The sequence below is a fragment of the Fructilactobacillus cliffordii genome (assembly GCF_024029355.1).
Classification (GTDB): Bacteria; Bacillota; Bacilli; order Lactobacillales; family Lactobacillaceae; genus Fructilactobacillus; species Fructilactobacillus cliffordii.
The window spans coordinates 1,278,306-1,290,561 of sequence record NZ_CP097117.1 but is presented as its reverse complement, the minus strand read 5'-3'; the positions used below and the strand labels follow the sequence as shown (position 1 = coordinate 1,290,561).

Genomic DNA, 12,256 nt, shown 5'->3' with positions numbered 1-12,256 from the left:
GCAATGATATTGCCTACTTTTAGTAAGTTATAACAAAAATAAAAGTACGATGCTCTTATCAAACGAAGATCGTACTTTTGTCATTTCTATCTAGTTCTCAAAAGTTCAAACACTAACAATAAAAAGCTACTAATCCTAAACATATTTAATGTTTAACCGTCGATTTGTCTTTGCTCCAATTTCTTCTAGCAATTTAAAAGTTGGATTCATTTCTTCTGTTTCAATTCTTGAGATGGTAGATTGTGGTTTGCCCACTAATTCAGCAAATTCTGCTTGCGTCAGTCCTAACTGTTCTCTTAAGGAGCGAACAGCAAGAGCTGCTTCCGTTCTCATATCTGCTTCTTCAAAATCTCGTTTAAATTTAGAATCCTTAGAAAATTCTTTAATAAATTCATCAGTTTGCGTCATTAATATCATCTCCCTGCGTGTTTATGCCTTAAATAATCGCTACGAAGTTGCTTAGCTTTCTTAATTTCCTTTTTAGGCGTTACTTGCGTTTTCTTCGTAAATCCATGAGTAATTACATACTTATTATTTTCCAAATGAAAATAAATTCCTCTTTGAATATTAGATGAAAATTTCGATCTAATTTCATATAAATTATCATTAATTTTTTTCGTCCAACCCATTTTTTGAGCAACTGCATACCCATATTTTTCAATATTTGAGATTGTATGCAACAATTTAACTCGGTCTTTTTCTGGTAATTCTAATAAAAAATGTTTAAATTTTTTTGGATCCTGATAAATAAAATTCATTAAATAATCCTTACTTAGCTATACATTAAATATAGCATATATGCTATTATAATTGGAAACTTTATGGATTTCAAAATCTATAAATTATTTTGTACAAAAATTTAATTTTTTTAACCACAACTACGAGAATTACGTAAATAATTAATCTATTATTATAAATTGATTTAATGTGAATTTATTTCCATGAAAAATGGATTCATTCCATCTCATTTTCAGAGAATCGAATGAATCCAAATTTAAATATATATATTATAAATTCCTTTTTATTAATTCAGTAATTACTCCTGCAGAAACATTAGAAAGTATTCCTAATGAAACGCTTGAAAATCCAGAAACTATTTTTTTAGTTTCTCTCCATACATTATTATCTCTGATGTTATCTAAAAACTTATGTCCATAATATGTTAAATTGCCTGGGGAAATTCGCAATGGCATATTATCTCCCCATGTAACATCCCCATCAATAAATCTAGCTTCTTTTAATTTACCAATAGTATAAGCAATTTCATTATAAGTCCAATTATTATTTTTATTAAGCCTATTTATTAGATATTGACTATCAGGTCCAGAAGGATTATCTGTATCTTCAATTACTAACAAGATCTCTCTAACTAAATCATGATTTAATTTCATTTTGATTTCCCAATGATTTGGAAATTAATGTCATCCATTTCCAAATTCTTTTTCTACAATTTCCTTTAGTGTGCCTTCTTTAGCATATTTTGCGGCATCTACTTGCTTAAAATGATTTTGCCCAATTGAGTTTTTTAAATTTTCATCAAAACCAAAAATATAATTTATAGCAATCAAGTAAATAATTCTTGTCGGAGCAAGTCCATAAACTTGATTTTCTACAATATGTTTAATTCGCTCATTCTTATCTGGGAAAAGTTGCTTCATTTTATTATTACGGAATAAACGTTTTATAATCTCCGTAATATATAATCCAGACTTCATATACAGATCAGCAAATGTTTTATTAGGATCGTCAAATATTCCGGGATTATTTTTCTCTAAATCATCAACCATATGTTTTACCACCGCTTTTGGAGTAAAAATTTGATTGTTTTTTTGTGATGGAATGTAATCAAAGATATCTTCATTACTATTATCTTCAAAATAGTTACTTAATTGATTCTTTTTTTCTAAAAATTGTTGAATTGAATCATTAAAAACAACTTCATCAAACAGATGACCTTCAAAATGTTTATTTTCTCCCGTTCCGGAATCAACGTAATCACCACCATCACGCAAGAATCGGAACTGATTCTCTGTAATTCCTGTTACTTCTTTAAAAACATCATCTTCTGTGTAATCATCAAAGTTTTGGAGTGTTAGATTTTTATCCCCATATGCCATTATAAAACTTGGAATTGTTCGAGAAAAACCACGTAAATGAGATCTAGCATCTTCTTCAATATTATTTAATTTTTTCTTTTCTTCATTTTTTTCAACTCTCTCAACAACTTTAACTGGAATTTCTTCAACAGCATTTTTTACATGATCATGTATTTTCTGATTAAAATTATCGAGAATATTTTGAAATGTAGTTTCATATTTATTTTTAGCTTCATTTAACTCTTTTTGATTAAGATCAGTCGACAGCGCTTTTTTATATTCAGTTTTAGCAATTTCATTTTGATTATTTGACTCTTCAGCAATTTTATTTAATTCCTGATTATTCTCTTTTATAACATGCTTTTGCTGCCGTTTTACTTCATTCTTATTTAATTCAGAATTATTGGAAACTCGATTAATAACCTCTTTTCCCAACGTATCATTAATTTGCTTAGAAATATCATTAACAACTGTTTTAAAATCAGTGCTATCATTATTATTTACAGAACTAATTAACTGATCCCCTAGATCAGAATAAACTTTATCACCAAAAAGATCCTTGTATTTACCTATAACAAGCTCTTTAGGAATTTCAATTTCACCATTATTATCAACTGAAACATCTTCAGCATTTTCAATAGCATCGTGATCATTTCTTTGAATTTTACCTTCTTTGATAGTCACTAATTCATTCAAAATTTCACGTACTTCAGTCGGAGCAGCAAAAATTCTAGAAATATTAGCAAAAAGGAAATTACTCATAAATCCACGATTTACAACTTCTTGAGACTTCAATTGACGAGGGATGGACAATACTTGTTCTTCATCAAGTTCAACCATCTTACCATTTTTATCTTCCCCAATTACTGGGAAAAAGTTCAATAATTTAGAAATATTATTTTTATGGTCGGCAATCGTTCCCTTTCCATTAGAAGTTTTAGCCATTAAATCATTAGCAAATTCATCAAAAATGGTTAAAGTTCTAGTTGGATCAAAATCAAATACATATGCATTTTCTTTTTGAAATAATTCACCATTCTCAAGTCTAGCAGTATATGGATTTTGTGCCCTAAAAGCCGCTTGCATATATTCAGCAGGGCTATGCATGTTCGAAAGCATTAGGACAGCTGACCAAGGTTTAACTGTAACACCAGTAGTAAGTTGTCCAACACTTAATGTAATTGTCTTATCATTTTCTTTTATTGCTTTTTGAACCTTGTCAAATGCCTTTTCATTTGCACTATCTAACTGGTCATCATTTAGTTGATTATCATCAAATTTACCATTACCTACAGCAAGAATAACTTTATATTCCTTAAATACTGGATGATCCTGTAGCTTCTTAGCTAATTCTTTAGCACTATCCACTCGATTTAAAATCCAGAAAGTATGTGACAATTCTCTACGTAATTTAGGAGTAGAAAATGGATACTTTTCCCCAGTAGTTAACATCTTCAAGAAACAATCAATTTCATGATCATACTTAAATTTTCCATTTTCAACTTTGAAAAATTCATTTAAATCAAATGCAGGATTAACTCTATCTTCATTCCCTACATCAATTCCTTTTTTTAATGTATTAGAAAGCATTTTAGATAATTGATAAGTAAACATATTTAACCGTGGCATCATTGAATATGGATTACTATCACCTTCAACTTCTTCATTCCAATCAGCTTTAGCCTTTTGTTCATCAGCATAAGACCAATTAAAGATCTGATTTTCTGCAAACTTTCCATTTGCCAATGCTTTAAAGGGGGTTCCAGTTAAGTGAAGTGTATATTTACGTTTAATATTATCAAATGCATTACTAGTCTTATAAGTATCTACACCTTCATGGGCCTCATCAATAATTAGAAGATCCCAATTTAAATCTTTAATCCATTTAAGTTTATCGTAGTTGCCACCAAAATAAACAGAACCTTTTAATCCCTGAAGACTTTCAAATACTATTTGTCCATAGTCATTGCCATCAGAAATTAAATTGATAAATTCTTGTCGGGAAAGAACCGGTCTATCTTTCAACGCATCTGTTTCGCTAACAAATTTAAGATTACTTTGACAAGCAATAAATTTATCAAAATCATCAAACCATGAATTAGCAATACTAGGACGATTAGTTACCACTAATACATTTTTCATTTGCATCTTACGGATCAAATCGTATGCAGTTAAAGTTTTTCCAAAACGAGGTTTAGCGTTCCACAAGAATTCGCTTCCTTTACCGTTCTTCTTGAAATAAGAAATTGTTTTATCTACCGCACTTTTTTGTTCTTTACGAAGTTCATATTGAATATGACTTTTATCACCTTGTATATTTTCATAATCACGAGCAGCAAATTCATAAAAATATCTACGAGACGTATCTTTATCAATATGAAACCATTCCGTATGATTTTTTCGTTCAACATTTCGTTTCTGAACTAAATAATCATGAAATTCATGATCAGTGAAAGTTTCATCTGTCCCGTCATTATAACGAGCATTTGCTTGCCATAGTAATTCAGTTTTTACGTCTACAGTATGACTTTGTTGATTAATTCTATCTTCCACCGATTGATAAGCAGTATAACCAATTTTAGACCACCCATTATGAGAAATATCATTAGGAGTTGTGTATGCATATATCATTGGGATAAATCGTTTATATGCTTTTATTTTTGGAGAACTCATTTTACTTCATCTCCTTTACCCTAGTTTCAATGAAGTTTATCTCTTGCGTATCTAACCCGTACTTTTTGTATAATTGCTTATCAATTTCTGGTATTGATTTTGACCAATCAATGTCAGAATCAGTACTGAAATCTTGTAAAGGGACACATGACCATTTACTTTGCGTGTTATCCTGAGTTATTTTTAAAATTCCTAGTAATGTCCTACAAAATTTAGTCTTAATGTAACTCATTACAGCACTTGCTTCATACCTAGATACAAAATTCCCAATACTTATAAATGTTTGAGTATTACCAACCAAGGGATTTCCAATTACTGGCGTTGATAACACCTCTCCAAGCTCACCATTTCCATTGGCTTTAGGAACAAATACTTTCCAACCATTTAAATTTGTTTCATTTTTTATATATTCACTTTTTATATATCTATATGTTCTCTTCCTATTTTTTAATCCATAAATTTTAATGAATTCTGTTTTATTTGATTTTTCTGGAATATTAGTCAAAAATACATCAGGCAATTTATCAAAAACATTAGATTTAAGATCATACTTATGACCATTACTAAGTTTATTATTAGCATCAGGATAATCTTGATGCATTTTATTAGTAAATTTATAATTTTCTGGCGAAAAAATTATTTTACTAAATGGAACAAAATTTTTCTTGCTCACAACTTTATCAAATATGCTTCTTAATTCTTTAAATGGTGTAAAAATACCAATCTTTTTAAAAATTTTATTTTCATCATAATATGTTACTGCAACTCCACCCTTAATATCGGTTCCGTTAAAAACTTTATTACTATTTTGTTCATAGTAAATAACCTTAATATGATTATTATTGAGCATTTTTTTATTCCAGGATTTAGGAGTACTTCCAGCATCAAAAAGAAAACGACCCGGATGAATCATTTCAACAATTTTGCCAACCTTATACGCATCATCTAAAAATTTATGGTAAATAGGAGGAGCATATCCTTTATTATCTCCAATTGTTTCATCTTGGTACGGTGGATTACCAATTACAACATCAAATTTAAAATCTTTACTATCCATTCATACATCCCCCCTTATATACTTTAGTTATTAACATTAAATTATTTTCTTGATCATTGTAATTTTTTAACTCATCAAAAAGGCTTAATTGTTTGTTATTAGATTTAACATCATCATTTTCAAACAATGATTTGTAAGTAAATATTGACCTTTCAACTAGATTGCCAACTGGAATCCATTCACTAAATTCAATTAGTTTATTTTCATCATTTTTATAAGTTAAAGTATTTCCTTGCACAATATTCACGTTAATAATAAAATTAACAGATTTATAAATATCAGTATTAATACTTAATTTACGTTGGAGAAAAGATTGATAATGATTTACAAAAATATCAATCATACTTTGTCTGGCCTTAAATAAATTATCATTCAATAATTCAACAGCATAAATACTCATCAACGCCCAAAGTGCGTTAATATTCCAATTTCTTTTATTAGATACTTGATCTACATAGTTTAACTTTTGGTGTAATATTTCTTTCAAAAAAGCACCTTCTCCTGCACTTGGCTCAAAAAAAGTAGCATGTAAATCATGTAGTTTATTTTGAATAGAGGGTTCTGATAACATTTTTTTAACCATCCATTTAGGAGTAAACACTTCTCCGTGATGTTGCACACGATTTTTTGATTTTATTAAGAACCCATCTTCTGTTACAGGATTTAATTTAAATTTTTCTTCCTTATTTTCAAATAGATGATCATCAAAAAGATTAATCTCTTCATTATCCATAATGTATCTACTTACCCTTATTTTATAAAACCATCACTAATAAAAATTTGAAATTACAATATATAAATATTACAACGAATTAAATATTTATCCTATTTCCGCGTAAACACCGTCACACTCTCCACATGTGGCGTCTGCGGAAACTGGTCTACCGGTTGGACCGGCTGATCAATCGTGTAACCACCATCAATCAACAACTGGGCATCGCGCACCAACGTGGCTGGATTACAGGAAACGTACACCAGTCGTTCTGGCCGCATCTTCAATGCACTTTCAATGAAACTGGCGTCAAGTCCTTTGCGGGGCGGATCAACCACAATTACATTTGGTTTAATGCCTTCCACTTCCCACTTTTGCATCTGGTCTTCGGCCTTGCCGGTAACAAAAGTGGCGTTTTCAATGTGGTTCAACTTGGCGTTTGTGCGCGCATCTTGAATCGCTTCCTTGACCACGTCGACTCCGTAAACGTGCTTGACTTGCGGTGCCATTGCCAATGAAATCGTTCCGATCCCACAGTAGGCATCGATTACGATGTCATCCTTTGTCAACTGAGCTTTTTCAATCGCTAACGAGTACAGTCTTTCCGTCTGGACCGGGTTGACCTGATAAAACGACAGTGGTGAAATTAAGAACTTGGTGCCCAACAGCTGGTCCATGATGTAGTCTTTTCCTGCCAGCACCGTGTTCTTTTCGCCTAACAACCGGTTCCCGGTACTCTGATTAACGTTCACAATTAAACTGTCCAGGTGCGGCAATTTTTCCTGAATGGCGGCCGTAATTTCGGCAGCTCGTGGCAGATGCTTGGCGTTAATTACCAACACCACCATCAATTCATGACTGTACTTGCCGTAACGCACCATAATGTTCCGAATCAGACCCTGGTGCGTCGTTTCGTTGTACGCCGGAAGTTGAAATTCCCGTAGGACGTCCCGGACCTTCACGATTGCATCATCGATCGCGGGTTCCTGAATGTAAAAATCCTCGATTGGAATCAAATCGTGACTGTGCCGACGGTAAAACCCGGTTTCCAGTTGTCCGTGAAGTTCCCGGACTGGAATCTGGGCTTTGTTGCGATATTGGACCGGATGATCCATCCCAATCGTGGGTTCTACCTGAACCTGATCCAGATGGGCCTTTTGGAACAATTCGGCAATCTGGTGTTGCTTAAACTCCAGTTGCTTAGCGTAACTCAGGTGTTGCAATGGGGAAATTCCCGATTGCGTCAGCTTTTTGTTCACGATGGCGACCCGATCAGGGCTGGCTTGATTGATCTTCAGTAACTTGGCAAAGGCAAAGTTTTTCTTCACCTTAATTACCTTCACCGTCACTTGTTCACCCGGTAACGCGTCTTCGATGAAGAGCGGATACCCACCGTCGACTTTGGACACGCCCATTCCTTTGTAAGTCAGGTCGGTCACGTCCACGTCGAGCGTTTCGTTTTTGGTTACTGGTGCTTGTTTAGTTTTGCTCATTCTTACTCCTTAACAAAAAGTTTTGCCGCCGATCACGACAAAACTTTTTTGATTTATTCTAATAGTTGTTGCGGTTGCTGGGGCAGGTTCGAAAAAATCGACAGGTGTTCCTTCAAATTTTCAAACTGCATCGGTGCACTCCCGCCGTATTCCCCGTCGAGATTGATGGGCATCGGGCGTTTCGTGTCCTGTTGCTCCACCGTGAAGTGCCGCGTTTTCTTGTAGATAATCCGCGAATCATTCACGTGCCGCCCCCCATTCAGGGCTTTCGTCAATAGTTGGAGAATCTCCATCATGTTCCCGGTTTTCACGATGATCATGGTGAAATTCCCATCATTCAAAGAAGCATTAGGCACCGCTTGTTCAAACCCACCGACCGAGTTGGTCATGGCGAGGAAGAACATCGAGGCTTTCCCTTCGTAGTGACCGCCATCGTACGTCACCTTCATGTCGATCGGACGTGCTTGGGGCAACATTTCCACGGCTTTTACCAGGTAGGCAATGTAGCCAAAGACGGTCTTTAAGTCGGACGGAACATCGTAGGTCAGTTCGGTTAACCGACCACCAGCAGCGATGTTAATGAAGTACTGCGTCATCTCGTCATTGCTGGCCTTGCCGACGTCCATCGGCAGTAACTGTCCCCGTGTCATTACCCGGGCGGCTTCAACCAGGTCGTCGCGCGGAATCCCGAGGGCCCGGGCAAAGTCATTGGTCGTTCCGGCCGGGATAATCCCGAGCTTGGGGCGGTGTTCCAACGGCGCAATCCCGTTAATCACCTGGTTAATCGTACCGTCACCACCAGCAGCCACCACCAAATCAAAACCTTCCCGAGCGACCCGAGTGGCCTCATCACGAGCTGAATTTTCCTGGGGGGTCGTAGCGTAGGCACTGGTTTCGTAGCCACCCCGTTCCAAAACGTCTAAAATATCGACCAACTTGGACTTCAGCGTTTCTCGTCCAGAGGTTGGGTTATAAATTACGCGTGCTCGTTTTCGCATGTGGTGCCACCGCTTTCTATTGGTTTAGTGCTTGCATCAGGATTTGGTTCACAATCTTCGGGTTGGCCTTTCCTTGGGTCCGTTTCATGATTTGACCCACGAGGAAGCCTACCGCCCGATCCTTCCCGTTGTGGAAGTCTTCGATTGATTGAGGATTGTTAGCTAAAACGTCGTCCACGATTGGTTTCAATTCGGCTGGATCAGACAGTTGAATTAAGCCCTTTTCCTTCACGAAGGCTTCGGGATCTTCACCCTTGGTGATGGCCTTAAAGACCTTCTTTGCCATTTTAGTGGAAATGGTTTCGTCCATCAACATCTTAATCATGGCCGCCAAGGCTTCCGGCGTAATCTTAGTGTCTTCCAACTTCACTTGTTGGTCGTTCAAATAGGCGTTTACGTCCCCTTGTAGGTAGTTTGAAGCCATCTTCGGATCGCTGCCTAGTTCAATCAACCGGTCAAAGAAGTCAGACATTTCCTTGGTCTGTGTTAAAACCATGGCGTCGTAGTCAGTTAAACCAAGTTCGTTGACGTAGCGAGCGCGCCGTTTCCCTGGCATTTCTGGCAAGGCAGCGCGTAATTCGTCAATCCAAGCATCCGAAATGTCCAAACTAGGCAGGTCTGGTTCAGGGAAGTAACGGTAATCGTCTTTCCCTTCCTTAACCCGCATCAGATAGGTTTTACCGGTTAATTCGTCGAAACGACGGGTTTCAGCCCCAATTGTACCCCCGGCCATAATCACTTGCGCCTGACGTTGTTCTTCGTAGGCCAATGCTTTGCGGACGTAGTTAAAGGAGTTCAGGTTCTTCAATTCGATCTTTTGACCGAGTTTGTCACTACCCACTGGTCGAATTGAGATGTTACAGTCCACCCGCATCGAACCTTCTTCCATCCGCACGTCGGAAATCCCGGTAAACTGAATCCGTTCCCGGAGACCTTCAAGGTAGTCGTAGGCTTCTTGGGGAGTTGTCATCTCTGGTTTAGAAACAATTTCAATCAACGGGGTTCCCTGCCGGTTCAAATCCACGTAGGAGTACTTGTTTCCGTGGGTATTCTTTCCGGCATCTTCTTCGACGTGCATCTCTTCAATCCCAATTTTCTTGGTCCCGCCATCAGCGGTCTGAACTTCAATCCAACCGTTAGTAGCAGCCGGAGTGTCGTTTTCCGTGACCTGGTACCCCTTGGGATTATCCGGATAGAAATAGTTCTTCCGGTCAAAGTGGGGGTGCTTTTCGATGTCAGCGTGCAGGGCTAAAGCAGCCGTAATTCCGTTGGCAATCACTTGCTTATTAACCCGAGGTAAGGTTCCTGGATATCCCCAATCAATCACGTTAGTATTTTCGTTGGCTTCTGCTCCGTAGCTGACTGGTGAAGGACTGAAAATCTTCGACTTGGTCTTTAATTCCACGTGGACTTCTAGTCCAATTGTTGTTTCAAAGTTCATCCTTATTTACCTCCCAACTGTGGGGTTTGCTTGTGAAAATCAGTGTTTTGTTCAAAGGCGTGCCCCGCTTGGTAAATTGTACTTTCGGCGAAGGGTTTTCCAATCAACTGCATTCCAATTGGGAGACCGTTGCTAAAGCCAGCGGGTAACGACATTCCCGGTAGCCCCGCGAGGTTGACCGGAATTGTCATCACGTCGTTCATGTACATTTCGGTCGGGTCGGTACTTTCAGCACCCACTGCAAAAGCCGTCGTTGGTGCTGTAGGTCCCATAATCAGGTCATGATCTTGGAACACCTTTTGGAAATCCTCGATGATCAACGTCCGAATTTGAGCGGCCTTCTTAAAGTACTTGTCAAACGAACCAGCGGAAAGCGCAAAGGTTCCCAGCATGATCCGGCGCTTCACTTCGTCACCAAAGCCCGTCGAACGGGTTTTCACGTACAGATCTTCCAGGTTCTTCGGATCTTCGGCGCGGTAACCGTAGCGAATTCCGTCAAACCGTTCCAAGTTAGAGGAAGCTTCTGAAGAAGCCAAGGCGTAGTAAGCCATCACACCGTACTGAGCGTGCGGTAAGGAAACTTCGTCAACAGTAGCGCCCAGTTCTTCGTACTTTTTGGCAGCGACTTGAATGGCATCCTTCACGGATTGATCAATGCCATCGCTCAGGTATTCCTTCGGTAGCGCAATCCGCATGCCCTGGACTCCTTGGTCGATCCCAGCCGTAAAGTCCGGTACTTCTTTGTCAGAGGAAGTGGCATCGTGGTCGTCGTGACCGGCAATCGTGTTTAAGAGGTAGGCGTTGTCCTTCACCGTCCGCGTGAACGGTCCAATTTGGTCAAAACTAGATCCAAATGCGATTAATCCCCACCGCGAAACTCGTCCGTAGGTAGGTTTCATTCCAACCACTCCGGTAAAGGAAGCGGGTTGCCGAATCGAACCACCGGTATCGGATCCCAAACTAGCGGGAACTTCGCCGGCCGCAACGGTCGTAGCTGAACCACCAGACGAACCACCAGGCACCGTGTTAGTATCCCAGGGATTGCGCGTGGTCTTGTAGGCTGATTTTTCGGTCGAACTGCCCATCGCAAATTCATCAAGGTTGGTCTTGCCGACGATCACAGCGCCAGCAGCTTGCAGCTTTTCGACTACAGTGGCATTAAAGAGGGAGTGGAAGTTTTCTAGCATCTTGGAAGCTGCCGTCGTGGGCATGTTAGTCGTCACCAGGTTATCCTTAATGGCCACTGGTACCCCAGAGAGTACGTTGTCAGGATCAATCCCAGCCGCATCAATTTTTTCTGCTTGTGCTAAGGCCTCGTCGTTCATGGCGAGGTAGGCTTGCAAATCTGCTTCATGAGCATCAATGTTAGCTAACGTTTGTTTCGTCAGTTCGGCGGAAGTAAGCTCGCCGTCGACCAGCATTTGGTGGACGGACTCTAAATCACGGTCAAAATAGTTCATTATTCGTCCTCGCTTTCGTCAATAATGGTAGGAACCCGAATCAAACCATCAACAGATTCTGGTGCGTTACGCAATAAGGCATCGCGTTCACCCCAGTTGTTAGCAACGTCTGGTCGCATCACGTTGATTTGGTCGGTTACGGAGTAGGTAGGTTCCACCCCTTCCGTATCCACCGTTCCAAGTTGATCCAACATGTCGAGCATGTCGTTTAATTGTTCCGTAAACTGATCGAGTTCTGCGTCAGCAATTTTCAGCTTGGCTAACCCGGCAATGTGTTGGGTCCGGGCTTGATCTACTTTTTCACTCATCAAACTTTCTCCTTACCT

Annotated in this window: 11 protein-coding genes; all 11 read right to left on the bottom strand. The window is 38.5% G+C overall.

Annotated features, from left to right (window positions below):
- Positions 1-135: 135 nt before the first annotated feature.
- Entirely contained in the window at positions 136-408 is a 273-nt protein-coding gene (locus M3M38_RS06400; RefSeq protein ID WP_252766933.1) for a helix-turn-helix transcriptional regulator, read from the bottom strand.
- Between the two features lie 5 nt (positions 409-413).
- Positions 414-758 (bottom strand): type II toxin-antitoxin system RelE/ParE family toxin, encoded by a 345-nt coding sequence (locus tag M3M38_RS06395; RefSeq protein ID WP_252813950.1) that lies wholly within the window; start codon positions 756-758, stop codon positions 414-416.
- Positions 759-1,007: 249 nt separating this feature from the next.
- A complete protein-coding gene (locus tag M3M38_RS06390) occupies positions 1,008-1,391 on the bottom strand; it encodes a DUF2513 domain-containing protein (RefSeq protein ID WP_252813949.1) in 384 nt (127 codons plus the stop codon).
- A gap of 30 nt (positions 1,392-1,421) precedes the next feature.
- On the bottom strand, positions 1,422-4,769 hold the full coding sequence (locus M3M38_RS06385; RefSeq protein WP_252813948.1) for a DEAD/DEAH box helicase: 3,348 nt from the start codon (positions 4,767-4,769) through the stop codon (positions 1,422-1,424).
- Between the two features lies 1 nt (position 4,770).
- Positions 4,771-5,826, bottom strand: a complete 1,056-nt coding sequence (locus M3M38_RS06380) for an Eco57I restriction-modification methylase domain-containing protein (protein WP_252813947.1) — start codon at positions 5,824-5,826, stop codon at positions 4,771-4,773.
- Positions 5,819-6,559 carry a methylase gene (locus M3M38_RS06375; RefSeq protein ID WP_252813946.1) on the bottom strand — a complete coding sequence of 247 codons (741 nt, stop codon included), beginning with the start codon at positions 6,557-6,559 and terminating at the stop codon, positions 5,819-5,821. The genes M3M38_RS06380 and M3M38_RS06375 overlap by 8 nt, the downstream gene beginning before the upstream one ends.
- Before the next feature lie 92 nt (positions 6,560-6,651).
- Positions 6,652-8,031 (bottom strand): 23S rRNA (uracil(1939)-C(5))-methyltransferase RlmD, encoded by a 1,380-nt coding sequence (gene rlmD / locus M3M38_RS06370; protein WP_252813945.1) that lies wholly within the window; start codon positions 8,029-8,031, stop codon positions 6,652-6,654.
- Positions 8,032-8,084: 53 nt separating this feature from the next.
- Positions 8,085-9,029 carry a diacylglycerol kinase gene (locus M3M38_RS06365; RefSeq protein ID WP_252813944.1) on the bottom strand — a complete coding sequence of 315 codons (945 nt, stop codon included), beginning with the start codon at positions 9,027-9,029 and terminating at the stop codon, positions 8,085-8,087.
- A 16-nt stretch (positions 9,030-9,045) separates the two neighbouring features.
- A complete protein-coding gene (gene gatB, locus M3M38_RS06360; protein WP_252813943.1) occupies positions 9,046-10,470 on the bottom strand; it encodes an Asp-tRNA(Asn)/Glu-tRNA(Gln) amidotransferase subunit GatB in 1,425 nt (474 codons plus the stop codon).
- Between the two features lie 2 nt (positions 10,471-10,472).
- A complete protein-coding gene (gene gatA / locus M3M38_RS06355) occupies positions 10,473-11,930 on the bottom strand; it encodes an Asp-tRNA(Asn)/Glu-tRNA(Gln) amidotransferase subunit GatA (protein ID WP_252813942.1) in 1,458 nt (485 codons plus the stop codon).
- A complete protein-coding gene (gene gatC / locus M3M38_RS06350) occupies positions 11,930-12,238 on the bottom strand; it encodes an Asp-tRNA(Asn)/Glu-tRNA(Gln) amidotransferase subunit GatC (RefSeq protein ID WP_252795305.1) in 309 nt (102 codons plus the stop codon). The genes gatA and gatC overlap by 1 nt, the downstream gene beginning before the upstream one ends.
- Positions 12,239-12,256 lie beyond the last annotated feature (18 nt).

Bases quoted from the DNA above. Each gene is read 5' to 3' on its own strand.
- M3M38_RS06400 (WP_252766933.1), bottom strand. From the start codon at position 408: ATGACGCAAACTGATGAATTTATTAAAGAATTTTCTAAGGATTCTAAA.
- M3M38_RS06395 (WP_252813950.1), bottom strand. From the start codon at position 758: ATGAATTTTATTTATCAGGATCCAAAAAAATTTAAACATTTTTTATTA.
- M3M38_RS06390 (WP_252813949.1), bottom strand. From the start codon at position 1,391: ATGAAATTAAATCATGATTTAGTTAGAGAGATCTTGTTAGTAATTGAA.
- M3M38_RS06385 (WP_252813948.1), bottom strand. From the start codon at position 4,769: ATGAGTTCTCCAAAAATAAAAGCATATAAACGATTTATCCCAATGATA.
- M3M38_RS06380 (WP_252813947.1), bottom strand. From the start codon at position 5,826: ATGGATAGTAAAGATTTTAAATTTGATGTTGTAATTGGTAATCCACCG.
- M3M38_RS06375 (WP_252813946.1), bottom strand. From the start codon at position 6,559: ATGGATAATGAAGAGATTAATCTTTTTGATGATCATCTATTTGAAAAT.
- rlmD (WP_252813945.1), bottom strand. From the start codon at position 8,031: ATGAGCAAAACTAAACAAGCACCAGTAACCAAAAACGAAACGCTCGAC.
- M3M38_RS06365 (WP_252813944.1), bottom strand. From the start codon at position 9,029: ATGCGAAAACGAGCACGCGTAATTTATAACCCAACCTCTGGACGAGAA.
- gatB (WP_252813943.1), bottom strand. From the start codon at position 10,470: ATGAACTTTGAAACAACAATTGGACTAGAAGTCCACGTGGAATTAAAG.
- gatA (WP_252813942.1), bottom strand. From the start codon at position 11,930: ATGAACTATTTTGACCGTGATTTAGAGTCCGTCCACCAAATGCTGGTC.
- gatC (WP_252795305.1), bottom strand. From the start codon at position 12,238: ATGAGTGAAAAAGTAGATCAAGCCCGGACCCAACACATTGCCGGGTTA.